Origin of the sequence: Sinomonas terricola (assembly GCF_034931225.1) — a bacterium.
Classification (GTDB): domain Bacteria; phylum Actinomycetota; class Actinomycetes; order Actinomycetales; family Micrococcaceae; genus Sinomonas; species Sinomonas terricola.
This window is the reverse complement of sequence record NZ_JAYGGQ010000004.1, coordinates 194,725-218,923: the sequence shown is the minus strand read 5'-3', so window position 1 is coordinate 218,923 and position 24,199 is coordinate 194,725. Positions and strand designations below refer to the sequence as shown.

At 69.3% G+C, this 24,199-nt stretch carries 26 protein-coding genes and 1 riboswitch; of the genes, 13 read left to right on the top strand and 13 right to left on the bottom strand.

What is annotated here, in order from left to right; translation table 11 throughout:
* The first annotated feature begins 3 nt into the window (after positions 1–3).
* From gatA to SPF06_RS08090, 4 genes are all read left to right on the top strand, one after another.
* Positions 4–1,554, top strand: a complete 1,551-nt coding sequence (gene gatA, locus SPF06_RS08105) for an Asp-tRNA(Asn)/Glu-tRNA(Gln) amidotransferase subunit GatA (RefSeq protein ID WP_323278519.1) — start codon at positions 4–6, stop codon at positions 1,552–1,554.
* Complete coding sequence (gene gatB / locus SPF06_RS08100) at positions 1,554–3,059, top strand: Asp-tRNA(Asn)/Glu-tRNA(Gln) amidotransferase subunit GatB (protein WP_323278518.1); 1,506 nt, start codon at positions 1,554–1,556, stop codon at positions 3,057–3,059. Before gatA ends, gatB begins: the two co-directional genes overlap by 1 nt.
* Positions 3,060–3,270: 211 nt before the next feature.
* Positions 3,271–3,642: a VOC family protein gene (locus SPF06_RS08095; protein WP_323278517.1), complete on the top strand. Its 372-nt coding sequence runs from the start codon at positions 3,271–3,273 to the stop codon at positions 3,640–3,642.
* An 89-nt stretch (positions 3,643–3,731) separates the two neighbouring features.
* A complete protein-coding gene (locus SPF06_RS08090) occupies positions 3,732–4,400 on the top strand; it encodes a hypothetical protein (RefSeq protein ID WP_323278516.1) in 669 nt (222 codons plus the stop codon).
* A 7-nt stretch (positions 4,401–4,407) separates the two neighbouring features.
* On the opposite strand, the gene SPF06_RS08085 is transcribed toward SPF06_RS08090, so the two are convergent.
* From SPF06_RS08085 to SPF06_RS08075, 3 genes are all read right to left on the bottom strand, one after another.
* On the bottom strand, positions 4,408–5,355 hold the full coding sequence (locus SPF06_RS08085) for a LysR family transcriptional regulator (RefSeq protein WP_323278515.1): 948 nt from the start codon (positions 5,353–5,355) through the stop codon (positions 4,408–4,410).
* Between the two features lie 139 nt (positions 5,356–5,494).
* Positions 5,495–5,761, bottom strand: coding sequence for a hypothetical protein (locus SPF06_RS08080; protein ID WP_323278514.1), 267 nt, complete (start codon positions 5,759–5,761; stop codon positions 5,495–5,497).
* Positions 5,762–5,951: 190 nt separating this feature from the next.
* Positions 5,952–7,004: a hypothetical protein gene (locus SPF06_RS08075; protein ID WP_323278513.1), complete on the bottom strand. Its 1,053-nt coding sequence runs from the start codon at positions 7,002–7,004 to the stop codon at positions 5,952–5,954.
* A 435-nt stretch (positions 7,005–7,439) separates the two neighbouring features.
* Between SPF06_RS08075 and tdh the strand changes: the two genes are divergently transcribed.
* The gene (gene tdh, locus SPF06_RS08070; protein ID WP_323278512.1) at positions 7,440–8,486 is read left to right on the top strand and encodes an L-threonine 3-dehydrogenase; all 1,047 of its coding nucleotides are present in this window, start codon (positions 7,440–7,442) and stop codon (positions 8,484–8,486) included.
* A gap of 25 nt (positions 8,487–8,511) precedes the next feature.
* Positions 8,512–9,732, top strand: coding sequence for a glycine C-acetyltransferase (locus SPF06_RS08065; protein WP_323278511.1), 1,221 nt, complete (start codon positions 8,512–8,514; stop codon positions 9,730–9,732).
* On the opposite strand, the gene SPF06_RS08060 is transcribed toward SPF06_RS08065, so the two are convergent.
* The 3 genes from SPF06_RS08060 to SPF06_RS08050 all read right to left on the bottom strand — a co-directional run bounded on the left by SPF06_RS08060 (position 9,719) and on the right by SPF06_RS08050 (position 10,924).
* Positions 9,719–10,024: a transcriptional regulator gene (locus SPF06_RS08060; protein ID WP_323278510.1), complete on the bottom strand. Its 306-nt coding sequence runs from the start codon at positions 10,022–10,024 to the stop codon at positions 9,719–9,721. The two genes, SPF06_RS08065 and SPF06_RS08060, sit on opposite strands and share 14 nt — an antisense overlap.
* Positions 10,025–10,554: 530 nt before the next feature.
* Positions 10,555–10,761 (bottom strand): hypothetical protein, encoded by a 207-nt coding sequence (locus SPF06_RS08055; protein WP_323278509.1) that lies wholly within the window; start codon positions 10,759–10,761, stop codon positions 10,555–10,557.
* Between the two features lies 1 nt (position 10,762).
* The gene (locus SPF06_RS08050; RefSeq protein ID WP_323278508.1) at positions 10,763–10,924 is read right to left on the bottom strand and encodes a hypothetical protein; all 162 of its coding nucleotides are present in this window, start codon (positions 10,922–10,924) and stop codon (positions 10,763–10,765) included.
* A gap of 395 nt (positions 10,925–11,319) precedes the next feature.
* Between SPF06_RS08050 and SPF06_RS08045 the strand changes: the two genes are divergently transcribed.
* Entirely contained in the window at positions 11,320–12,444 is a 1,125-nt protein-coding gene (locus tag SPF06_RS08045) for an NAD(P)/FAD-dependent oxidoreductase (protein ID WP_323278507.1), read from the top strand.
* 11 nt (positions 12,445–12,455) lie between these two features.
* Positions 12,456–13,700 (top strand): amidohydrolase family protein, encoded by a 1,245-nt coding sequence (locus SPF06_RS08040; RefSeq protein WP_323278506.1) that lies wholly within the window; start codon positions 12,456–12,458, stop codon positions 13,698–13,700.
* Here the strand turns inward: SPF06_RS08040 and SPF06_RS08035 are convergent.
* Complete coding sequence (locus tag SPF06_RS08035) at positions 13,697–14,377, bottom strand: histidine phosphatase family protein (protein ID WP_323278505.1); 681 nt, start codon at positions 14,375–14,377, stop codon at positions 13,697–13,699. The two genes, SPF06_RS08040 and SPF06_RS08035, sit on opposite strands and share 4 nt — an antisense overlap.
* 27 nt (positions 14,378–14,404) lie before the next feature.
* On the opposite strand from SPF06_RS08035, the gene SPF06_RS08030 reads away from it, so the two are divergent.
* On the top strand, positions 14,405–15,190 hold the full coding sequence (locus tag SPF06_RS08030) for a type II CAAX endopeptidase family protein (protein WP_323278504.1): 786 nt from the start codon (positions 14,405–14,407) through the stop codon (positions 15,188–15,190).
* A 106-nt stretch (positions 15,191–15,296) separates the two neighbouring features.
* Here the strand turns inward: SPF06_RS08030 and SPF06_RS08025 are convergent, their stop codons facing one another.
* From SPF06_RS08025 to SPF06_RS08005, 5 genes are read right to left on the bottom strand one after another with little or no spacing between them, the layout of a single operon-like run.
* Complete coding sequence (locus tag SPF06_RS08025; protein ID WP_323278503.1) at positions 15,297–15,935, bottom strand: VOC family protein; 639 nt, start codon at positions 15,933–15,935, stop codon at positions 15,297–15,299.
* 41 nt (positions 15,936–15,976) lie between these two features.
* A complete protein-coding gene (locus SPF06_RS08020; protein WP_323278502.1) occupies positions 15,977–17,059 on the bottom strand; it encodes a sensor histidine kinase in 1,083 nt (360 codons plus the stop codon).
* On the bottom strand, positions 17,056–17,739 hold the full coding sequence (locus SPF06_RS08015) for a response regulator transcription factor (protein ID WP_323278501.1): 684 nt from the start codon (positions 17,737–17,739) through the stop codon (positions 17,056–17,058). The genes SPF06_RS08020 and SPF06_RS08015 overlap by 4 nt, the downstream gene beginning before the upstream one ends.
* 47 nt (positions 17,740–17,786) lie before the next feature.
* Positions 17,787–18,455: a DedA family protein gene (locus SPF06_RS08010; protein ID WP_323278500.1), complete on the bottom strand. Its 669-nt coding sequence runs from the start codon at positions 18,453–18,455 to the stop codon at positions 17,787–17,789.
* A gap of 46 nt (positions 18,456–18,501) precedes the next feature.
* Complete coding sequence (locus tag SPF06_RS08005; protein WP_323278499.1) at positions 18,502–19,236, bottom strand: phosphatase PAP2 family protein; 735 nt, start codon at positions 19,234–19,236, stop codon at positions 18,502–18,504.
* 207 nt (positions 19,237–19,443) lie between these two features.
* Between SPF06_RS08005 and SPF06_RS08000 the strand changes: the two genes are divergently transcribed.
* From SPF06_RS08000 to metX, 4 genes are all read left to right on the top strand, one after another.
* A complete protein-coding gene (locus SPF06_RS08000) occupies positions 19,444–19,701 on the top strand; it encodes a helix-turn-helix transcriptional regulator (RefSeq protein ID WP_323278498.1) in 258 nt (85 codons plus the stop codon).
* A complete protein-coding gene (locus SPF06_RS07995; RefSeq protein WP_323278497.1) occupies positions 19,698–20,918 on the top strand; it encodes a type II toxin-antitoxin system HipA family toxin in 1,221 nt (406 codons plus the stop codon). Before SPF06_RS08000 ends, SPF06_RS07995 begins: the two co-directional genes overlap by 4 nt.
* Positions 20,919–20,990: 72 nt before the next feature.
* Positions 20,991–21,103: riboswitch (SAM riboswitch) on the top strand.
* Between the two features lie 10 nt (positions 21,104–21,113).
* Complete coding sequence (locus SPF06_RS07990; protein WP_323278496.1) at positions 21,114–22,487, top strand: bifunctional o-acetylhomoserine/o-acetylserine sulfhydrylase; 1,374 nt, start codon at positions 21,114–21,116, stop codon at positions 22,485–22,487.
* Positions 22,484–23,659, top strand: a complete 1,176-nt coding sequence (gene metX, locus SPF06_RS07985; protein WP_323278495.1) for a homoserine O-acetyltransferase MetX — start codon at positions 22,484–22,486, stop codon at positions 23,657–23,659. The genes SPF06_RS07990 and metX overlap by 4 nt, the downstream gene beginning before the upstream one ends.
* A 9-nt stretch (positions 23,660–23,668) precedes the next feature.
* Here metX and SPF06_RS07980 read toward each other — a convergent pair whose 3' ends face one another.
* Positions 23,669–24,196 (bottom strand): hypothetical protein, encoded by a 528-nt coding sequence (locus tag SPF06_RS07980; RefSeq protein ID WP_323278494.1) that lies wholly within the window; start codon positions 24,194–24,196, stop codon positions 23,669–23,671.
* Between the last annotated feature and the right edge of the window lie 3 nt (positions 24,197–24,199).

Below are 24,199 nucleotides of genomic sequence, written 5' to 3'. Positions count from 1 at the left end.
CCCATGAGCGAGCTGATCACGAGCACGGCCGCGCAGCTGGCCGAGAAGCTGTCCGCCCGGGAGGTCTCCTCCGAGGAGGTCACGCAGGCGCACCTCGACCGCATCGCCGAGATCGACGGTGGGGACCGAGGAGTCCATGCCTTCCTGCACGTCAACACGGAGGAGGCGCTCGCCGTCGCCCGCGAAGTCGACGCGACCCGTGCGAACGGCGGGGACGACGCCGAAGCCCTCCATCCGCTCGCGGGTGTCCCCATCGCGATCAAGGACCTGATCGTCACGGTCGGGCAGCCGACGACGGCGGGCTCACGCATCCTCGAGGGCTGGATGAGCCCCTACGACGCGACGGTCATCAAGAAGATCCGGGCCGCGAAGCTCCCGATCCTCGGCAAGACGAACCTCGACGAGTTCGCGATGGGCTCCTCGACGGAGCACTCGGCGTTCGGCCCGACTCGCAACCCGTGGGACCTCGACCGCATTCCGGGCGGCTCGGGCGGTGGCTCCGCGGCCGCCGTCGCCGCGTTCGAGGCGCCGCTTGCCCTTGGCACGGACACGGGCGGCTCGATCCGCCAGCCCGGCGCCGTCACCGGAACCGTCGGCGTCAAGCCCACCTATGGCGCGGTGTCCCGCTACGGCGCGATCGCGATGGCCTCGAGCCTCGACCAGATCGGCCCCGTCTCGCGGTCGGTGCTCGACGCCGCGCTCCTCCAGGAGCTCATCGGCGGCCACGACCCGTTCGATTCGACCTCGCTCACCGATCCGTTCGACACGCTCGTCGCCGCGGCCCGCAACGGGAGCGTCGAGGGCCTGCGCATCGGCGTCGTCAAGGAGCTCGGCGGCGAGGGCTACCAGGCCGGCGTCGAGGCCCGCTTCCGCGACGCCGTCGAGCTGCTCCGGGGCGCGGGCGCGCAGATTGTCGAGGTGTCGTGCCCGAACTTCAAGTACGCTCTCGGCGCGTACTACCTCATCATGCCGTCCGAGGTCTCCTCGAACCTCGCGAAGTTCGACGGCGTGCGCTACGGCCTGCGCGTCCTGCCGAAGGACGGCCCGCTGACCATCGAGCGCGTCATGGGCGCGACGCGTGCGGCCGGCTTCGGCGACGAGGCGAAGCGCCGCATCATCCTCGGCACGTACGCACTTTCGGCTGGCTATTACGACGCCTACTACGGCTCGGCGCAGAAGGTGCGCACCCTGATCCAGCGCGACTTCGACGCCGCGTTCGCGCAGGCGGACGTGCTCATCTCCCCGACGGCGCCCACGACGGCGTTCAAGCTCGGCGAGAAGCTCGACGATCCCCTGGCGATGTACCTCAATGACGTCGCGACGATCCCCGCGAACCTCGCGGGCGTCCCCGGCCTGTCCCTCCCGGGTGGCCTCGCGGACGAGGACGGCCTACCGGTCGGGATCCAGCTCCTCGCGCCGGCGCGCGAGGATGCCCGCCTGTACCGTGTGGGCGCCGCGCTCGAGTCGCTCCTCGAAGCGCAGTGGGGCGGCCCGCTGCTCGCGAAGGCTCCCGCGCTCGGCAGCCAGGCCACGGCTCTCGGAGAGGTGAAGTAATGAGTGACGCAGTCCTGACCTTCGACGAGGCCATGGAGCAGTTCGATCCGGTCCTCGGCTTCGAGGTCCACGTCGAGCTCAACACGAAGACCAAGATGTTCTCCTCGGCACCGAACGTCTTCGGCGACGACCCGAACACGAACGTCAACGAGGTCGACCTCGGCATGCCCGGCGTCCTCCCGGTCGTGAACAAGGCCGCCGTCGAGTCCTCGATCAAGATAGGCCTCGCGCTCAACTGCGAGATCGCCGAGAACTGCCGCTTCGCCCGGAAGAACTACTTCTACCCGGACACGCCGAAGAACTTCCAGACCTCGCAGTACGACGAGCCGATCGCCCACAACGGCTGGATCGACATCGAGCTCGAGGACGGCGAGGTGTTCCGCGTCGAGATCGAGCGCGCGCACATGGAGGAGGACGCGGGCAAGCTCACCCACCTCGGCGGCGCCGCTGGCCGCATCCAGGGCGCCGACTACTCGCTTGTGGACTACAACCGCGCGGGCGTGCCGCTCGTCGAGATCGTCACGAAGCCGATCGTGGGTGCCGGCCGCCGCGCTCCCGAGCTCGCGCGCGCGTACGTCGCCGCGATCCGCGAGATCGTGAAGAACCTCGGCGTCTCCGACGCCCGCATGGAGCGCGGCAACGTCCGCTGCGACGCGAACGTCTCGCTCATGCCGAAGGGTGCCACGAAGTTCGGCATCCGCTCGGAGACGAAGAACGTCAACTCGCTGCGCTCGGTTGAGCACGCGGTCCGCTTCGAGATCCAGCGCCACGCCGCCGTCCTCGCGGCCGGGCGGCCGGTCACCCAGGAGACGCGCCACTGGCACGAGGACACGCGGACGACGACGGCGGGCCGCCCCAAGAGCGACGCCGACGACTACCGCTACTTCCCAGAGCCCGATCTGGTTCCGATCGTCGCCACCCGCGAGTGGGTCGAGTCGCTCCGCGCCCAGCTCCCGGAGCCCCCAGCCGAGCGCCGCAAGCGCCTCAAGGCCGCGTGGGGCTACTCCGATCCGGAGTTCCGCGACGTCGTCAACGCGGGGGTTATGGACTCGATCGAGGAGACCATTGCGGCTGGCGCGACCCCTGCCGCCGCGCGCAAATGGTGGATGGGGGAGATCGTGGGCCGGGCGAAGGTCGCCGATGTCGACCCCGCCGAGCTGGGCGTGAGCCCCGCGGCCATCGTCGAGCTCAACGGCCTCGTCGAGGACGGCAAGCTCAACAACAAGATGGCAGGGCAGGTGCTCGACGGCGTCATCGCCGGCGAGGGGATGCCCACCCAGGTCATGGAGGCCCGCGGGCTCGTGCTCGTGTCCGACGACGGCCCCCTCCTCGAGGCGATCGACGCCGCCCTCGCGGCGCAGCCCGATGTCGCCGACAAGATCCGGGGCGGCAAAGTTCAGGCGGTCGGCGCGATCGTTGGCGCCGTCATGAAGGCCACCCGTGGCCAGGCCGACGCCGGCCGCGTGAAGGAGCTCATCCTCGAGAGGCTCGGCGTCGAGGCGTAGGCCAAGACCAGCGGTCGCAGGGCCGCGGGGCTCCATCCGGATCCCCGCGGCCCTTAGCTTCCCCGGGCATGAGCACCGGTGCCGCTTCCCCGCAAATGTGCTGCGGGGCAGCAGCCCAATAGCGGCGAAGCAGCACTCATGCTGTGACGCGCGGCCAGCGCGAGCCTGCGAGCCCTCCCGGCGCGGCCCGCTGTCGTCCTACTCTGAGCGCATGAAGACCCCGATCAGTCTCCACGCAACCGTCCTCGGCGCCCCCGATCCACAGCAGCTCGCGCGGTTCTACGCGAACCTGCTCGGCTGGGAGCTCGGCGACGACGAACGCGAATGGGCCACCGTCGTGAACCCCGCGGGCGGCCCGAAGCTCTCGTTCCAGTTCGAAGAGGACTACAAGCGGCCGGTCTGGCCCGAGAAGCCGGGGGAGCAGCAGATGATGATGCACCTCGACCTCAGGGTCGACGACCTCGAGAGGGCCGCCGCGCACGCGAGGGAGTGCGGCGCGAAGCGGGCCGGGCATCAGCCGCAGGACGACGTCATCGTCTTCTTCGACCCGGCGGGGCATCCCTTCTGCCTCTTCGAGAACTGATCGCGCCGCGACTTTGACAAGCCTGTGAATCCGCCTCCGAATGCCTGAGGATTGGCGCCGGCCTCGGCGTGTCGCGCGATGATGGAGTCATGAGCAACACGTTCCCGCCCCTTCCTCCGGTTCCCCCGAGGCCGCCCACCTCGCAGCTTCCGCCGCGGCGATTCCGGCGCGGCTTGGTCATCGGAGTGGTCGCCCTCGGCTTGGCCGGGGCGGGAGGCGCGGCGGTGTGGGCAGCCGACGCGACGGGCAGCGCGACGCCGAGCGCGAGCGCGAGCGCGTCGGCGAGCCCGCACCCGGGCAAGCACCTCGGCAAGCCGGGCGCGGGCCAAGTCGGCGCCGAAACGCTCCACGGCCAGATGACCGTCAAGAAGCCAGACGGCACAATTCAGACGATCTTCGTCCAGCGCGGAACGGTCACCGACGTGAGTGACACGAAGGTCACAGTCAAGAGCGACGACGGCTTCACCCAGACTTACGTCCTCAACACCTCGACGAAGTTCTTCGGACAGAACCAGCCGCGGGGCGCCCCGATCAAGCCCGGCGACGTCGCGAAGGGCGACACGATCTTGGTCCGCGCCGAGCAGTCCGGCAGCGATTTCGTCGCCGAACAGGTCAAGAAGGGTCCGTTCACACGCATGATGCACCAGGCCCCGGGCCAACATCGCGAGAAGGGGCAGCCAGGCTCGCCGTCGTCCAAGCCGGCGCCCCCTGGCAGCACGAAGCCGAGCACGCAGGCGTCCCCGTCGAGCACGTCCTGAGCTGAGGTCAGCGGTCGTGGCCGCGGTTTTCGGCGGCCTCGACGAGTTCGTCGATGAGCGCGCGCAGCGCCTCAGCTACGATCTGCACTGAGCGTCGTCGCGCGTTCTCGGGGCGCACGAGCAGGTCGATGCTCCTTCGCGTCGCAATGCCTTCGAGGGGGCGGAGGACGACGCCGGGCGGCAGCCCGATCGCGGCGGTGTACCGGGGCAGCAGCCCGAGCACCCCTCCGCCCGCGACGACGGCCGCGACCGTCGAGTAGTCGTTGATCCGGTGGGCCACCTCGGGCGCATGGCTCGCGACGGCGCCGATCGCAGCGAGCACGTCCGCGGGGGAGTAGCCCGGACGGCTTGAGACCCAGGCCTCGCGCGCGACCTCCTCGGGCGTGAGCGAAGTCCTCTCGCCGAGCGGGTGGCCCACCGGGACCGCGACGTCGAAGGGCTCGCGCACGAGGGGCACCACGACGAGCCGGTCGGTCGGCCACGCCTCGCTGTGCGCCATCCGGTGCGCGAGCACGAGGTCGTATCGTGCTGTGAGCGCTGGGAAGCTGTGCTGGGGGACGTCTTCGTCGGCGAGCCTGAGGCGCGGGGCGGTACCGTCGTCGTCCTTCCCTGCGGCGAGGCGCGCGATGAGCCGCCCGAACAGAGCTTGCCCCGCCGAATGGAATGCGCTCACCGAGACCGTCCCGGCCGGATCCTCGTGGTAGGCGCCGATGGCGGCGCGTGCGTCGGCCATCGCGCGGACGACGGCGCCGCCCGCCTCGGCGAGCACCTTGCCGGCGTCGGTGAGGACGAGGTTGCGGCCCTCCTTGCGCGTGAGGGGCACCCCCGCGCTGCGGGTCAGGAGAGCGAGCTGCTGCGACACCGCGGACGGCGTGACGAGTAGTTCCTCCGCAACGGCCTTGACGCTCCCGAGTTCCCCGAGCTCGCGAAGGATCTGCAGCTGCCGGACATCCATAAGCAAATCCTAAAGTGTTCTCTTCAATGCGGAGGACTTGCTAAATGGAGAAAACTGATTGAACGAAATTCTTCGAGCGGTTCGACTGCCCGCGGCCTCCTTCGCCGGCGTTGGCGGCGGCCGACCTGAACGGGGACCTCTAGTCCGGGTCCTTCCGGGCATCGACGCTCTCGACGAGGCCCAAAGTTGCCATCCCCAGGGCCACGACGATCCAAACCCACACTGAGGACGACGCGGGAAAGTCGAGCCTGCTCGCGGACAGGAAGACGGCACCGCTCATTCCGACGATGATGAAGCCGATCGCACCGATTCGTGGGCGCCGTGCCAGGACACAGACGGCTGCCAGAACGACCATGGCGAGTGCCGCCGTCGTCCAGACGACCGCTCCGTAGCTGCTGGGCCTCATGGCGCTCAGAATCAGGCTCAGTCCGCAGAAGATCGCGCTCCAGAGCGCGCCCAAACGTCGATATCTTGTGAACATTCCACTGCCCCCCATCCGGCACCACCCCCTGTGACGCCCAGGATTCGACCCTAGCTCACGGCCCGGACAATCTGGCCTCGGTGATTCATCGGGGCCGTGGTTGAGATCGGCGCGGTCAGCGTCCGGGGGCCCGTCCGTGCTGTGCCGCTGCGGTGACGACCACGGTAACGACCGCGGCATGGCTGATGCCGTCGGACGAGGTTCCGCTGATCGTCAGCGGGTAGGTCCCCGCGGAGACGCTGCCGTCGGCCCTGAGGCTCAACTGGACGGTATCCCCGCTGGTTGCCGAGGCGGCGATTGATGCCGCGAGGCCCCGAGGGACGCCGCTGACCGACAAGGTGATCGTGGCAGGGCCACCCGAGGTCACCCTCGTGGAGATCGAGACGGACGATGGTCTGGATCCCGCCTGGAGCGGTGCGGTGAGCGGCGTGGAGATCGCGAAGTCGTCGGGCAGGTAACAGGCATTCCGGGAATTGCTCCACAGGTATTGCACGGTGTAGCTGAGCCCGTCGGTCCCGGTGGTGGTGCCAACGGTTCCGGTGCAGATATCGGCGATCTCGCTGCCGCCGCCGTTGGAGTTGACCCAGCCGTACCCTGTCGCGAGGGTCCCAGGATTGGTCATTGTTTCCGCAAGTTCATGCCAGGCGATGATGGTCGTACTCTCCCATGCCGACGGCCCGTAGTACGGGCATGCGGTCATGTCCGGGTGGACACCGTAGGCGAAGGTCGGCGTGCCGGCGGTCCCCGGAACGGCGTTGTGGTAGCCGCCGAAGTACGTGCACGAGCTCATCCCGCGCAGCGTGACCGCTGTCCCTGCTGGGAAGAAGATCGCATAGTAGGTCCTGTCCCGGCCAGCGGCGTCGACTGCCGGACTCGGCAGGTTTCCTGCCGCGATCTGGGCGCGCAGTTCGGACTGGATCTGTGAGTCGTCCACCATCGTGCCTGTTGAGGGGCTGATCAGGTATTGCCCCGCGAAGGTGCCCGTGCCGAAGTGCTGGTTCGTGCCGCCGACCGTGTTGTAGTCGGCGTCGAGCCACGTGTTCAGCGGCGAGGGCCCGCCGAGGACCGAGGCATAGAACGATGCGATGCTGGGCGCCGTCGTGCGCTGCACCTGCGGCAGGTACGTTCCGGGGCCCCACAGCACCTGGACCACCTGGATGTCACTCACGATCGCCCCACCGCCGTAGGTGAGCTGAGGCTGCGCGGTCGTGCCGGTCGGCGGTGGTGGGAGCGTTGCGGCCTCAGCACCCACCTGAGGGACCAGGCAAGACCCGGCGATGAGGACTGCCGCCAATGCGAGCCGTCGGAATGAGGCTCGCAATCCGCGACCGCTCGCCCCCAGGACCATGTCAACGCGTGCAACGACCCGACGCAAGACCCGTGTGTACCCCATGCCGTCCCCACTCCTCTGTACGCGCGGATGGCGACACGTGGCGATCCCCATCACGCCAGAATTTACATGACCAATGCCGACGGAGCCCGCGAAACTCGAAAACCCACCGCAGCGGTCGGGCGCGGGGAAGCTCCGACGTAAGCAATCCCTAAACCATCCCTTGAGACACCTGCTGTTGTTCTAAGCCATCGGCTGCCCTTGAATGGCATCATGAAAGCCCTCTTCAAGGCCGGCCCCCAGCCCGGCTTCGAGCTCGTCGAGCGCCCTGAGCCGCAGGCCGGGCTGGCCGACGTCAAAATCCGCGTCCTCGCGACCGGCATCTGCGGCACCGACCTCCACATCCAGGCGATGGACGCAACGGCGCAGTCCATGATTCGCGTTCCGCTCATCCCGGGCCACGAGTTCTACGGCGAGGTCGTCGAGATCGGCGATGAGGTGCGCGAGGTCAAGGTCGGCGACCGCGTCTCGGGCGAGGGCCACATCGTGTGCGGGATGTGCAGGAACTGTCGCGCGGGCCGGCGTCAGATGTGCATCAACGTCCAGAGCGTCGGGGTACAGCGCGACGGCGCGTTCGCCGAGTACGTCGTCATCCCGGAGACGAACGTCTGGGTCCACCACGATCCCTCGATCACGCCCGAGCTCGGCGCGATCTTCGACCCGTTCGGCAACGCAGTCCACACCGCCCTGAGCTTCCCGCTCGTGGGCGAGGACGTGCTCATCACGGGCGCCGGCCCGATCGGCCTCATGGCCATTTCCGTTGCCCGGCACGCGGGCGCGCGCAAGATTGCGATCACGGACGTCTCGGCGCCGCGCCTCCAGCTCGCGCGCCAGATGGGCGTGGACCTGGCCGTCGACGTCTCCACGATGAGCGTCCGCGAGGCGCAGCGCGAGCTCGGCATGCGCGAGGGCTTCGACGTGGGCTTCGAGATGTCCGGCCACCCGTCCGCGCTCCCCGAGATGATCGAGAACATGAACCACGGCGGCCGGATCGCTATGCTCGGCCTCCCGGCCCAGCCGATCGAGGTGGACTGGGGCAAGATCGTCACGCACATGCTCACCCTCAAAGGGATCTATGGCCGCGAGATGTTCGAGACCTGGTACGCGATGAGCGCCATGCTCTCCTCCGACCCGGTGCTGCACCGCAACGTCGCCGCTGTGGTGACCGACGTCCTCCCGGCCTCGCGCTGGGAGGAGGGCTTCGCCGTCGCCCGCTCTGGCCGGGGCGGCAAAGTGGTGCTGGACTGGTCGGGCGTTTAGGGCGAACGGAAGAAGAGGGAACCACATGTTCACCGCAGTCAGGGAGCAGCTCGCCGCGGAGCTCGCGGAGATCCGCGCCGCCGGGACGTTCAAGGAGGAGCGGCACATCGACTCGCCGCAGTCGGCCCACATCCAGGCCGGACCGCTCAACGCCCCGGCGGGGGAGGTGCTCAACTTCTGCGCCAACAACTATCTGGGCCTCGCCGACCATCCCGAGCTCATCGCCGCCGCGAAGCGGGCGCTCGACGAGCGCGGCTTCGGCATGGCGTCCGTGCGCTTCATCTGCGGCACGCAAGACGCGCACCTCGCCCTCGAGCGCCGCGTCTCCGAGTTCCTGGGCACCGAGGACACGATCCTGTTCTCGAGCTGCTTCGACGCCAACGGCGGCGTGTTCGAGGCTCTCCTCGGCCCCCAGGACGCCGTCATCTCCGACGCCCTCAACCACGCGTCGATCATCGACGGCATCCGCTTGTGCAAGGCGGCCCGCCTCCGCTACGCGAACCGGGACATGGGCGAGCTTGAGGAGCGCCTGCGCGAGGCCGCGGCAATGAACGACGGCGCCGGAGCGCGGCGCGTGCTCGTCGTCACCGACGGCGTCTTCTCGATGGACGGCTACCTCGCGCCGCTGCGGGAGATCTGCGAGCTGGCCGAGCGCTACGGCGCGATGGTCATGGTGGACGATTCGCACGCCGTCGGCTTCATGGGCTCGACCGGCGCGGGGACCCCCGAGCACGCTGGGGTCTCCGATCGGATCGACATCTACACGGGTACGTTCGGCAAAGCGCTCGGCGGGGCGTCCGGAGGCTACGTCTCGGGACGGTCCGAGATCGTCGCGATCCTCCGCCAGAAGGCCCGGCCGTACCTGTTCTCCAACTCGGTCGCGCCGTCAATCGTCGCCGCGACGATGCGCGCCCTCGACCTCGTGGCCGGCTCGGGCGACCTGCGTGAACGGCTCTTCGAGAACGCGGCCCATTTCCGGCGGCGCATGGCCGAGGAGGGCTTCGAGCTACTCCCCGGCGAGCACGCGATCGTCCCGGTGATGTTCGGCGACGCGGCCCTCGCCGGGCGGATCGCCGCGGAGATGCTCGCCCACGGCGTCTACGTCACGGCATTCTCGTATCCCGTCGTCCCGAAGGGGCTTGCGCGCATTCGGGTCCAGCTCTCCGCGGCGCACACTGCGGACGACGTCGAGACCGCCGTGGCGGCGTTCGTCGCCGCGAGGGACGCGCTCGTCAGCCCTGCCTGACGGCGCGCTGCTTCCCAATGATCGCGGCGGCGGCCGTCGCGGCGGCCGGGAGTGCGAGAAGTGGCACCAACCCCCATTGGAGGTGAACTCCGAAGCGTCCGTCGGCGCGGAACCCCTCGAAGAAGGGGATCCCGAAGAGCGATTGAAGGAAAGTGCCGTCGGCGGTGGACTCGCGCGCCGTTTCGCTCGCCATGACGAAGCCGAGCCCGCCGATCAGAACGGCGAAGGCCCATAGAAGGACAGCGGTGAGGCTCGTCCAGATCCATGGCGAAGAATGCTTGGTGACTGTCATCGTTCCCCCAAAGAGTGATGGTCGGTTGAGCGTGATTCTTCCGAGATCCTGCCCGGCGTGTCAAGTGAAAGTAGCCGCGATTCGACCCCATTAAATGATGTTTTCCACTAGGTATGGACCCAATTTGACCGGCTTCACTTGGATCATGATTTAAATTCAACAGTTTCAGCTGTAAAAAGGTTGTTCCACTTCCTGGCTATTTGCCTATGCTCCACGGGCATCCGCAAATCTAGGAAGGGACAAGGCCGTGAAGATCCGTCGTTTCGGTGCCTCTCTTATACTTTCTGCAGCACTCATCGGTGGCGGGACTTTCTCAGTGGCGGCCCCTGCCTACGCCAGTGAAAATTGCTATTCATGGAACCATGACACGCCGGCTTGCGGTTGGTATGGCCCGCCTGCGCCGGCGGTTCCGCTCACCTGCAAAATTGGTGCGGCGACCAGCATGTGGTCTCTTATGATGGGAAATATTTGGGGCGGTCTCGTTGGCGGGGCTATCTCGACCGCGGGTTGCCTTGGCTACTGACTGGATGTCACAGAGGATCCTGAGTTGTACGCCCAGATCGTGCTTTTGCGATGCCACGAACTATGAGAATCGCTGAGATCGCCGCGAATGCGATTGCAGCTAGTGATTTGACCAAGATGTGCTCACCATTCTCGAAAATCATGACGACAAATGATATTGCGGCGATCCCGGCGGCGATTCCCGTGCCGATGTAGTGTTTAGGGTTCAACTTCATCCTATTCCCCTCTCCTGTCGGACCTAATTTTCTGCAGTTCGCGGCGTATTGCCCGCAGCACGATCTCCTTCATTGAGCAGTCGGTGACCACAGAAGCCATCTTGAGTTCACGATGAAGCTGCTGCGACAGCCCGATCGTCAGCGTCTTCTCGCCGTCTGCCACAGCCTTCTACCTTTCCACCCCGATGGGCGCCGCCTGCACGGGCGTCGCCGACACCTTGGCGCGTGCGGGAGTGCCGTGTGAAGGCCTTGCGCTCGCCGGTGTTCCCTTGCGGCTCGGTCGCCAGGGTCGTTGTCCTCTGGTATCGCCCAGGTCCGGGGCAAGGTCTGCTGTAGGTGGGAAGGATCGAGTTGTCACATGTACCCCCAATACGTGCGTCGTGGTGCGCCCGTTACGGCGAACCATGCTGACGATCCTTGCGTCTCGCTTCGCGATTGTCAAGTGACACTTCTGAATTTGGGAAATTGTCAGGCATATCTTAGGCGCGCTCCGACCTACTACTTAGGCACCTCGCAACACCGCGGGAACACTCTTCTTCCGCGCGGTATCGTGGCCGCATGGCCACCACCGACAGCACCCACGACGTCGACGTCCTCATCGTGGGAGGCGGCATCGCCGGCCTCTCGCTCGCCTCTGCGCTCGCAGGTAAGTGCCGCGTCGCGCTCGTCGAGGCTGAGCAGAGCCTCGGGTACCACACGTCGTCGCGCTCTGCCCAGCAGCTCATCCCGAGCTATGGCCCGCCGCCCATCCAGGAGCTCACGCGCCGCACGCTCGCGACGCTCCGCGACGCGGTGGACGACGACGGGCGGCGGCTCGCGTGGCCGAGCCGCTTCATGCTCGTGGGGTCGGGCGCGGAGGTGGCGGCCGAGGCGCATGCGGCAATGCGCCACCTCACCCCCGAGGAGGCGCGGGCGATGGCGCCCGTGCTCCGGGAGGGCGCGTTCGAGTCTGCCGCGCTGGACACGGATTCGGTCCGCACCGATGCCCTCGCCCTTCTCGCCCACCACGAAGCCCGCGCGCGGGCGGGCGGCGTCGCGATCCACCTCGGGAGCCCCGTCCACACGGCTCAGCGCATCGGCGCGGGCTGGCTCGTCGGCGCCGGAGCCGAGGGCTTCCACGCGACGAGCATCGTCAACGCCGCGGGAGCGTGGGCCGACGATCTCGCGATCCTCTTCGGCGTCGAGCGCCTCGGCCTCCAGCCGTTCCGGCGGACGGCGGCGCTCGTCTCGCTCGCAGAGCCCCTCGACCCCGAGATGCCGATGATCGCGGCCGCCGACGATTCGTGGTACTTCCGCCCCGACGAGGCCGGTGCCCTCGTGTCGCCGTCCGAGACGGAGCCGAGCCGCGCGGAGGACGCCGTGCCCTACCCCGGGGTCGTCGAGCGCACCCTGGGCCTCATCGCCGAGGTTGCGGACCTGCAGGTGACGGGCATCGTCCGCTCGTGGACTGGCCTGCGGACCTCGCCCGCGGACGGGCTCCCCGTGCTCGGCTTCGACCCCGAAGGCCCAGGGTTCTTCTGGCTCGCGGGCCAGGGCGGGTATGGATTCCAGACATCGACGGCCTTGGCGGACGACGCCGCGGGGCAGCTTCTCGCCGGGCAGGACGCGCTGCGCACGGGTGCCCGTCCGGTATCCGAGACGGAGCGGGCGCTCGATCCGCATCGGCTGTCGGTGCGCCGATAGATGATTGCTGCATGAGCCCCGCAACCCTCCTCATCGACAACATCGGCGAGCTCTCGACCCAGGATTGGCAGGATGGATCTGCCGACGCCGCGGCCGCGAGCGTCCTCCGGGACGCCGCCGTCGTGTTCGACGGCGAGCGGATCGCCTGGGTGGGCCCGTCGTCGTCGGCCCCTGCGGCAGACGAGCGGTACGACGCCGAAGGCCGCACCGCGCTGCCGGGCTGGGTGGACTCCCACAGCCACCTCGTCTTCGCGGGCGACCGCACAGCCGAGTTCGAGGCGCGCATGGCCGGGCAGGCGTACGCCGCGGGCGGCATCGGCGTGACGACGGCGGCGACGCGGGCTGCGTCCGACGGCGACCTGCGGCGCCTGCTCGCAGCGCGCGTCGCGGAGGCGGCGGCATGGGGGACGACGTACCTCGAGACGAAGACGGGCTACGGGCTCGACGTCGAGAACGAGCGCCGGAGCGCCGCGCTCGCGGCCGAAGCTGTCGACGAGGTGACCTATCTCGGCGCGCATCTCGTGCCGGCCGGGGCGGACCCCGAGGCCTACACCGAGCTCGTGTGCGGCGAGATGCTCGACGCCGTTCGCCCCTACGTCCGCTGGGCCGATGTCTTCTGCGAGCGCGGCGCGTTCACCGAGGAACAATCCCGCCGGGTGCTCCTCGCATGCCGCGAAGCGGGCCTCGGCCTGCGGGTGCACGGGAATCAGCTCGGGCCGGGCGCCGGCGTGCAGCTCGCGGTCGAGGTCGGCGCCGCGAGCGTGGACCACGTGAACTTCCTCGACGACGCCGACGTCGAGGCGCTCGCGGGTTCGTGGGGGAAGTGGCCAGGGCCGCAGTTCGTAGGCCGGATGGGAACTGTCGCGACCGTCCTTCCGGCCTGCGACCTCTCGACGCGCGCGCCTCTGGCTCCCGCCCGGCGCCTCCTCGATGCGGGCGTTCAGATCGCCATCGCGTCGAACTGCAACCCGGGCACGAGCTACACGAGCTCGGTCGCGTTCTGCGTCACGACGGCGGTCCTCCAGATGGGGCTGAGCGTCCAGGAAGCGGTCCGCGCCGCGACGTTCGGCGGCGCCCTCGCCTTGCGCCGCCACGTGGGGCTGGACGAGGACGGCCAGCGCGCGGTGGGCTCGATCGCGGTCGGCCACCGCGCCGACATCCAGCTCCTCGACGCGCCCTCGGCGACCCACCTCGCGTACCGACCGGGGATGCCGCTCACGTTCGCCGTGTGGCGCGCGGGGGAACGGGTGCGCTAGGGGCGGCCCTCGAGCGTCGAGAGGACCGTATCCGTCGAGGTCCGAACGGCCCACTGGCTGAACGGACGGTCGAGGGCGTACTTGCCGTCGGGCTGCCGGACGAGGGTGTGCACCGCGCCGTTCTCCGGGTTGTTGAGCGACTCGAAGTATTCGACGGTCCAGTGGAACCAGCGCATGCAGAAGAGCCGCATCGTGAGGCCATGGGTCACGAGGAGGGTGTTCGGCGCGTAGGCCGGCTTGTCCCAGTGCCGGTACAGGGTCTCCATGAAGCTCGAGACTCGGTCGTAGACGTCGCTGCCGGATTCTCCTTCGCGGAAGCGGAAGAAGAAGTGGCCGTAGGAATCGCGGAGCCCCTTCTGCACCTCGATGTCCTCGGGAACCTGATAGTTCGCCCAGTCCTGCTCCCGCAGCCGAGGCTCCTCGATCACGCGTTCGGCGAGGTCGGCGATGCCGAGCGCGTCGAACGTCTGGTACGCCCTGAGATACGGGGAGACGTACACGCACACCTTCTCGCCGTCGAGCTTTTCCCGGAGAGCCCGGCCCGCCTCGCGGGCCTGCTGGAGGCCAAGCTCGGTCAGCGGGATGCGGTAGTCGGGCACGCGTTCGTAGATGCTCGTGTCCATGTTGGCGGCCGATTGGCCGTGCCGGACCATGATGATCTGCCGCGGCGCGCTCATAGCCCCAGCGTAGGGGAGGATTGAGGCATGCCCGATGCACCCGCCGTCGTCCGTTCAGGCTCCCGTACGCGCTGGGGAGCCCAGCTCCTCATCGTGTTGGGGCTCTCGCTCGGCCAGTCGGCCGTGTACTCGGTCGTGCAGCTGCTCGACAAGGCGACGCGCGCGCCGCTCTCGCAGGGCAAGTCGACGCTCAACCAGTCCCTGAGCTCGCGCGAGTACTTCGATCTTGCGTACCAGCTGCTCGACATCGTGTTCTCGTTGGTTCCGGTCGCGCTCGTGCTGTATTTCGTGTGGGAGGCCTCGGGGCGCGGGGCCTGGCGGGTGCCGTTCGCACGGCTTGGCTTCGACCTTCGCCGGCCAGGCCGCGACGTGCTCTATGGCGTCGGCCTCTTCCTCGCGATCGGCATCCCCTCGTTGGGACTGTATTGGGCGGGCCGTGCCCTCGGCATCACGACGTCGATCATCCCGAGCGGCCTCGACCAGTACTGGTGGACGGTCCCCGTGCTCGTTCTCTCGGCCCTGAGGCACGCCGTCCTTGAGGAGACGATCGTGGTCGGCTTCCTCATGGGGTGGCTCGGCCGGCTGGGGTGGCGCACGCCCGCGATTGTCGCTGCGAGCGCGATCCTCCGCGGCAGCTACCACCTCTACCAGGGCATCGGGCCGTTCGTCGGGAACGCCGTCATGGGGCTCATCTTCTGCTGGGTGTACCGGCGGTACGGGCGAGTCATGCCGCTCGTCGTCGCCCACGCCCTGCTCGACGTCGTCGCGTTCGTGGGCTTCAGCCTCGTCGGGAAGTCCATCGGCCTGGGGTGAGAAGTGGCCACCTCTCGCCGACGCGTGGCCACCTCTCGCCGACGCGTGGCCACCTCTCGCCGACGCGTGGCCACCTCTCGCCGACGCGTGGCCAGGCCTCAAACGGTCAGATCGTGACCGACCCGTTCGCGGTGCCGAACGTGACCGACATGATCCCCGGCGTTCCCTTGGGGGAGACCCACTCGACCGCGACGTCCTCGAGCGGGCGCTCGACGGGCTCGCCGAGCCATTCCGTCACGCGCTCGGCGGAGCCCGCGATCGTGAGCTTCGTGACCGACACAGTGCCGAGATACGCGTTCGAGGGGTGGAGGCCCGGATCGCCCTCCCACTTGAGCATGTACGGGACCTGAGGGTCGGCGATGAGCCCTAGGATGCCGATCTGCTTCCACACGAGCTCGCGGCCATCCGGGAACTTGCGGTTGCCCGGAACGGCCTTGCGGCCGAGGCGCTCTTCGAACGGCACCAGATCGTCGACCTCGACGCACCAGCCCATCCATCCGCCGCCGGCGGCGGAGCGCGCGCGGACCGCCTGGCCGAACGGCGCCTTGTCCGAGGCGGGGTGGTCGAGTACTTCGACGACCTCGAGATAGTGGTGGCCCGTGAGAGGGATGATCATATTGCGGGTGCCGAACCGAGGGTGGACTCCGCCTTTGACAGCCTCAACCCCGAGTGCGCTGGCAATTCTCTCCGTCGTGGCTGCCAAGCCGTCAGGTTCGCAAGCATAAGAAACATGGTCCATACGCATGCTGTCATCTTGGCACTTTGTGATTGGCCTCTCAGCTTAGGTTAACCTAACCTCATGGGTGAGGTCGGAAACGAGACCTCCATCGTCGTCCCGCCCGTGCCGGTTTCGGCGATCCGCACGGCCCCGCCGTTGCGCACGGCGATCTCTCGGACGAGCGCGAGGCCGAGCCCATAGCTTCGGCGTGGCCCTGCGGCGTCCGATTCGACGTTCGATTCCGCCCCTGATCCGGCAGCGGTCCCCGCGCCTCCCGCGTGCCGCTCGAACACCCGCTCGGGCGAGGGCCCCGCGATCCCGGGGCCCGTGTCGCTCACGGTGAGGAGCGCCGTCGTCGCCCTTCCGCCGCCGGGCACCGCGCGGACCCCGACGACCACGCGCCCTCCCTCGGGCGTGTACTTGAGCGCGTTGTCCACGAGCGCCACGACGACGCGTCGGAGCGACGCCTCCTCGACCGCGACGGCCACCGGCTCGAGGCCCGCGTCCGCGACGAGCTCGACGCCCTTCTCGGCCGCGAGCACGCCGAGGTCGGCGACGGCGTCGCGCGCGAGCCGCCCGAGCTCGGTGGGCGCCTCGGGCAGGTCCGGGCCGGGGCGCGCCGCGCTGTGCAGGAGGTCGGTGATGACGGACGCGAGCGCGCGGGCGTCGGAGCGCAGCTCGGCAAGCACGGGAGCCGCCTCGCTCTCCGCTCCGAGCTGCTTCTGCGCGAGCTGGATGCGCGTGTCGAGGACGGCGAGCGGTGTGCGGAGCTCGTGGCTCGCGTCCTGGACGAAGCGCCGCTGGAGCGCGAGGGCCTCGCCGAGCGGCTTGACCGCGCGCCGTGCGCTCACGAGGCCGACGACGCCGCCGAGCAGGATGCCGGCAACTCCTCCCGCGAGCAGGGCCCCGAGCACGTCGACAGCGTCGAGGACGACCTGAGGCTCCGAGCGGTCGAGATGCGCGAGGACTTCCGCGGGCTGGGACTTGACCCAGAGGAAGACGGCGGCTCCTGCGAGCAAGAGGACGACGACGACGGCGACGGCGCCGGCGACCTGGGCCCCGACGCGGAGCGCGGCGCGGCGGACGGCGAGCTCGTCCGAGTTGCGGGGGAGTCGCGCGGTGCGCTGTTTCCGCTGCCGAATCCAGCTCATTCGAGGCCGCCAAGCTGATAGCCCACGCCGTGGACCGTTCTGATCACGGATCTCTCCGTCTTCTTCCGGAGGTAGTGCACGTAGGTGTCGACGACGCCGGGAGTCTCGCCAGCGCCAAAGGCTGCCGCCACGAGCTCGGTGCGCGAGAAGACGCGCTCGGGCTCGCGCGCGAGGATCGCGAGGAGGGCGGTTTCGGTCGCCGAGAGCTCAACGCGCCCGCCGTAGGGGGAGGACAGAGTGCGGGCGGCGGCGTCGAGCTCCCATGCGCCCACGGCGAGGAGCTCGCGTCCGGACGTGCCACGCGCATCGGGCGCGTAGCTCCGCGTGAGCGCGCGCACGCGGGCGGCGAGCTCGTCGGCGTCGAACGGCTTCACGAGGTAGTCGTTCGCGCCGGCGTCGAGCCCTTCGACCTTGTCGGGCACGGTCCCGAGCGCGGTGAGCAGGAGTACGGGCGTCGCAACGCGCCGCGAGCGGACGGCCTGGACGAGGCCGATCCCGTCGAGCCCGGGGAGCCCGCGGTCGACGATGAGGGCGTCCCAGTCGCGCGAGAGCGCGAGGTCGAGGCCTTCGCGCCCGTCCCGGGTCAGGGTTACGTCGAAGTCGGTCCCGAGCAGCTGGGCGACGAGCGGGCCGAGCTGCCGGTCGTCCTCGACGAGGAGCACGCGAGGTCTGGGGTCCATGGCTCACATTGTGCCAAGGGCCCCCGACATTCCGCGGGCATCCGTCATCATTCCGCCGAGGCCTCGGCGTATTCGTGCTGTCCTTCCGGGCTCGCGGCGGGCGCGGGGGCGCCGGACGTCGTGCTCTTCGCCGCGCGGCGGTGCCGCAGCGCCTCGAGGCCGATGGGGATGACCGAGGCGAGGACGATGACGATTGAGAGCACGTCGATGTTCTTAGCGATGAATTCCACGTTCCCGAGCCACACGCCGAGCATCGTGATGGATACCGCCCACGCAATCGCCCCGAGCACGTTCCACGCGAGGAAGCGCCGATAGGGGTAGCGCGCCATCCCGGCGACGAGCGGCGTGTACGTGCGCACGATCGGGACGAATCGCGCGAGGACGAGCGCCCGCCCGCCGTAGCGCGAGAAGAAGGACTCGGCGCTTTCGAGGTGGCTCAGCTTGAGGATTTTCGCGTCCTCCCGGAACCACCTCCGGCCCACGGCCTTGCCGATCAGGTAGCCCGCCTGGTCGCCCGCGATCGCCGCGGCCATCACGACGAGGATAAGAGCCGGAAGCGAGAGTCCGAGCCTCCCGTGGAGGAGCCCGACCGTGAAGAGGAGCGAATCGCCCGGCAGGAACGGGAACAGGAGCCCCGATTCGATGAAGACGATGAGGCCGACGACGCCGAGGACCCAGGGTCCGGCGTCCACGAGGAGGGAGGTCGGGTCGAGCATGCGGTGTCCTGTCGGGTAGTCGGAAAGGCCGGCCGGGTGATGCGGCTCAGCGGTACTCGAGCCGGGTGATGAACGGCACGCGGCTCAGGAGGGGCATGGCGAAGCGGTTCCAGAGGCCGCACCAGAGCAGGATCCCGGCCACGGACGCCGGGAAGGAGGCGATGACGTCGATCGGGTAGTGCACGCCGACGTACACACGGGAAATCGCCACGAGGCCCGAGGCGACCATGCCGCCGACGAGGATCCACGAACCCCAGCGCCTGTCCCGGAAGAGGAAGTAGAGCGCGATCGTGAGCGAGACCGCGAAGCACACGTGGCCGCTCGGGAAGCTGTTGGGATCCATGTCCGGGGAGAGTGGGTTCGCAAGGAGGCTCGGGTCCGGCCGGTGGCGGTGGACGGCGTACTTGAAGATGAGGCTGAAGACCCAGCCGAATCCGGTGATCGAGGCGACCGCGAGGGCATCGATGGGGGTACGCCGCACGAACCACAGCAGGACGATGAGCACGAGGAGGATGACGACGGCGCCCGAGGGCCCGAGGATCTTCTCGACCGCGAGGGAGACCGCGTTGAGCCAGCCGACGTGCTGTGTGCTCATGGTCTGGTTGATCGTGAGTTCCGTCGCCGTGACGCCGGAGGTCGAGGCGATGAACCCGAGGGCGAGCACGACGACGCTCATCACCGCGGGCACGATGATCCAGTGGCGGAGGCTCGGAAGCGTGGCGAGGCGGCTGCGCGGAGATCTGGCCGGGGCGCTGCGCGGCGCGAAGTCGGAGGACGTCATGTGCTTATCCTGCCCTGCCCCGTCTAAGACGGCTCTAAGAACCGCCTGGGCGTGGCCGGGGCAGGTGCGGATGATCCTCGCGCCCCACGAAACGGAATCGGTACGATCGTACCGAAGTCGAGGATCGTCAGTTGCTTGACTCACATCGACGCCGCGCGCGAGCATGGAATCGGAACGAACGTACCGAAAGTTGGAAGGCCTCGAACGGTGGACGACATCATCGCGGGCATCGCCTCGAAAGTCCGCGCGCGCCGTCGTGCGCTCTCCCTCACCCAGCAGGACCTCGCGGACCTCGCGGGCGTCTCGGAGCGCTTCGTCCGCTTCGTCGAGCAGGGCAAGCCGAGCGTGCGCCTCGACGCGCTCTCGGCGGTGCTCGGCGCGCTCGGGCTCGAGCTCGACGTCGTCGCCCACGGCAGCAGCTCAGGCGCGGGTGCTCTCAGGACCAGCCTGACCAGGCAGCTATGACGCGGCACCGCATCGCGGACGTCTACAAGGGCGGCGTGCTCGCCGCGCGGCTCGAGCGCTTCGAGGGCGGCACGCGGTTCACCTACCTCCCGGCCTATCTCGCGGCGGGCGGCGACGGGGTCGCGAGCACCCTCCCGCCCACGCCCCGCCCGGTCGACACGCCGGCGGGCGCCGTTCCGCCGTTCTTCACGGGCCTCCTTCCGGAGGGGCGGCGCCTCGCGTCGCTGCGCCGGGCCGTCAAGACGAGCGCGGACGACGAGCTGGGCCTCCTCATGGCCGCGGGAGCTGACCCGGTCGGCGACGTGCAGATTGTCCCGCACGGCGAGCCCCTCGGCGGGCCCGCCGAGGATGCGGAGCACGCCGTCGAGTTTGACGCGCGGCGCCTCCCCGACTTCGCGGCCCTCGTCGACGACCCGACGCTCGTCGACCCGAAGGCGCTCGCGGGCGTCCAGGACAAGGTGAGCGCGGGCATGATCTCGCTTCCCGCGGCCGAGGCCGGGCGGCGGTACATCCTGAAGCTCAACGCGCCCGAATTCCCGCACGTCGTCGAGAACGAGTTCCTCATGTACCGCTTCGCTGCGCGGCTCCGCGTGCCGGTGTGCGGCGTCCGGCTTGTGCATGACGTCGCGGGGCGCGCGGGGCTTCTCGTCGAGCGCTTCGACCGCCCCGTGCGTTCGGGTGGCGGCACCGTGCGGCTCGCGGTCGAGGACGGGTCGCAGCTCCTCGGCCTGTACCCCGCGGACAAGTACAACGTGAGCTTCGAGGAGCTGTGCCGGACGGTCGCGGCGCACTGCTCGGCCCCGCTACCCGCCCTCCGCAACCTCGCCCTCCAGGGAGCGTTCGCGTGGCTCGTCGGCAACGGCGACCTCCATGCGAAGAATGTCTCGGTCGTCCGCGGCCTCGCCGCGCCGGGGGAGTGGGCCGTCGCGCCCGTCTACGACATCCCCTCCACAGTTCCCTATGGGGACAAGTCCCTCGCGCTTCCGATCGGCGGCAAGCGCACGGGGATCTCGCGGCGGCACTTCCTCGCGTGGGCCACGGAGCTGGGCCTGCCCGCGCGGGCGGCGGCGTCCGTGGTCGAGACGGCGCTCAAGGCCTCGGCTCCGCTCGTGGCGGCCCTCGAAGCGGACGACGGCGGCGCGTCTCCCTTCGCCGTCGGCCCGACGCGCGCGTGGGTCAAGGAGCTCAAGCACCGTCGCCGCCTGTTCGAGGGGTGACTCACGGCACCGGGCTTCATACACGGTCATACATTTGCCGACGCGAATCGTGGGCCTCCTACACTCGCATCAGGTCATGAGTGCCAGCACACAGCCCCGGCTTGCTGGCCGGCAACCCTCCCGCCGCGGTGGGGTGCCCCGGGTGAAGACCTGGACCGGCGAGAGCCGTCGGTCAAGCGCAGCGGAGGGAATGCTATGTCCAGCACCCAATGGTCTTTCGAGACCCGTCAGATCCACGTCGGCCAAACCCCCGATTCCGAGACCGGAGCGCGGGCCCTGCCCATCTACCAGACGACCTCGTTCGTCTTCCCGAGCGCGGAGAGCGCGGCCAAGCGGTTCGCCCTCGCCGAGCTCGCGCCCATCTACACGCGGATCGGCAACCCGACCCAGGACGCCGTCGAGCAGCGCATCGCGAGCCTCGAAGGCGGCGTCGGCGCGCTTCTGCTCTCCTCGGGGCAGGCCGCGACGACGTACGCGATCCTCACAGTCGCCGAGTCGGGCGACCACGTCGTGGCGAGCGCGAGCCTGTACGGCGGAACCTACAACCTCCTCAAGCACACGCTCAAGAAGTTCGGCATCGAGACGACCTTCGTCGAGGATCCGGACAGCCTCGCGGAGTGGCAGACCGCCGTCCGCCCGAACACGAAGGCGTTCTTCGCGGAGTCGATCTCGAACCCGCGCCAGAACATCCTCGACCTCGAGGCCGTCGCCGCCGTCGCCCATGAGGCCGGCGTCCCGCTCATCGTGGACAACACGGTCGCGACCCCATATCTTCTGCGCCCGCTCGAGCACGGCGCCGACGTCGTCGTGCACTCCGCGACCAAGTACCTCGGCGGGCACGGCTCGGCCATCGCGGGCGTGATCGTGGATGGCGGCACGTTCGACTACGGGAAGGACCCCGAGAAGTTCCCGGGCTTCAACACGCCGGACGAGACCTACAACGGGCTCGTCTTTGCGCGCGACCTCGGCGTCGGCGGCATCCTCGGGGCCAACCTCGCGTACATCCTCAAGGCGCGCGTCCAGCTCCTCCGGGACCTCGGCTCGGCCGTCTCGCCGTTCAACGCGTTCCTTATAGCCCAGGGCCTCGAGACGCTCAGCCTCCGCGTCGAGCGGCACGTCGAGAACGCGCTCGCGGTGGCGCGCTGGCTCGAGGCGCGCGACGACGTCGAATCGGTCGCCTACGCGGGGCTCGAATCGAGCCCGTGGTTCGGGCTCGGGAAGAAGTACGCGCCGAAGGGCACAGGGGCAATCGTCTCGTTCGAGCTTGCGGGCGGCGAGGGCCTCTCGGCGGCGGACGCGGGGAAGGCCTTCGTCGACGCGCTCGCGCTGCACTCGCACGTCGCCAACATCGGCGACGTCCGCTCGCTTGTCATCCACCCGGCGTCGACCACGCACGCCCAGCTGACCGAGGAGCAGCAGCGCGCCGCGGGCGTGACGCCGGGCCTCGTACGCCTCGCAGTCGGGATCGAGAACATCGCGGACATCCTCGCGGACCTCGAGGCCGGATTCGCTGCGGTCGCGGCAACCCGGGCGCTCGAGCCGGCCGGCGTCGGCGAGCCGGTCGCATGACGGTCGTGGACCGAGTCGCAGCCCCGGCCGAAGCACCTGCGAGCGCTCCGCGCGAGCGTGGCGAGGCCGCGCCCGGCCTTGAGCGCGACGGCGTGCTGCGCACGTGTTCGATCGGTGCCCTCCAGCTCGAAGCCGGCGGCGCCCTGCCCGAGGTCGAGCTCGCGTACGAGACGTGGGGCACGCTCAACGCGGACGCCTCGAACGCCGTCCTCATCCAGCACGCCCTCACCGGCGACACGCACGTGGCCCAAGGGCACGCGGACCAGCCGGGCTGGTGGGACTCGCTCGTCGGGCCGGGCAAGCCCGTGGACACCGACCGGTATTTCGTGGTCGCGGCCAACATGATCGGCGGCTGCTACGGGAGCACGGGGCCGGCCTCGCCCGATCCGGACGGCCTGCCGTGGGGCTCGCGCTTCCCGTTCGTGACCATCCGCGATTCGGTGCGCGCCGAGGCCCGGCTCGCCGATCGGCTCGGCATCCGGCGCTGGCACGCCGTCGTCGGCGGCTCGATGGGCGGTGCGCGCGCGCTCGAATGGGGCTTGACGTACCCGCACCGCGTGCGGCACTGCGTCGTCGTCGCGATCGGCGCCTACAGCACCGCCGAGCAGATCGCGCTCGCACAGGCTCAGGTGCTCGCGATCCGGCAGGATCCGAACTACCGGGACGGCGACTACTACGGCGCGGTCCCGCCGAACGCGGGCCTCGGCCTCGCACGCCGCATCGCGCACATCAGCTACCGTTCGGAACCAGAGTTCTCGTTTCGCTTCGGGCGCCGCGGCCAGGGCGCGGAGAACCCCATCGAGGCCTCGGACGGCGCGGCCACGCGGGGGCGCTACCAGGTGGAAAGCTACCTCGACCATCAGGCCGACAAGCTCGTGCGCCGGTTCGACGCGAACAGCTACGTGATCCTCACCGAGGCTCTCATGAGCCACGATGTGGGGCGCGGGCGCGGCGGCGCGGAGCGTGCGCTCTCGGCGGCCGGATCAGAGTTCTTCATCGCGTCGGTCACGTCGGATCGGCTCTACTTCCCCGAGCAGAGCGAGCAGCTCGCGAGATGGCTCCCTGGAGAGGTCCCCGTGTACACGATCGACGCGAAGATCGGGCACGACGGGTTCCTCACCGAGATCGGGCAGCTCGGCCCCGAGCTCAGACGGCGGGTCTTCACGCTCTGAGGCGGCGCGTCAGCCGCGCATGATCTCGTTGCGGGCCTTCATGTACTCCTCGAGGGAGATCTTCTGGTCCGTGAACTGCTGGTCGAGCTCCGCGAGCTTGCGCGCGCGGTAGCCCTGAGCCTCGGGAACCGGGGGCGGGGGCTTCGCGGCGGACGACGGCGGGGTCCCCGCCCTTTGGGGCGCGGGCGCCTGCTGCCGGGGTGCCTGGGGCGACGGCTGCCGGGGGATCTGCTGCCCCGGGAAGCTCCCGGGGGGAATGGGGTGCTCCCACCAGTTCTCCCCGCCCGGCGGGGGCAGCTGCCCTTGCTGGGTCCCGGGATTCTGGCCAGCCGGTTGCTGGCCCGCTGGGCGCTGGCCCGTCTGTGGCGGGCGTGTTCCCGGGACCCCGCGAGGGTACGGGTTCCCGGGGTAGCCTCCGTACCGGTTGTAGCCGCGGTCCCGCGGCGGGATCTGGCGTCCGCGCTGGCTTTGCCCCATCCTCCGCATGATGATCGGGATGACCCACGCGAAGACGATCACCCAGAAGAACCAGCTCATGTC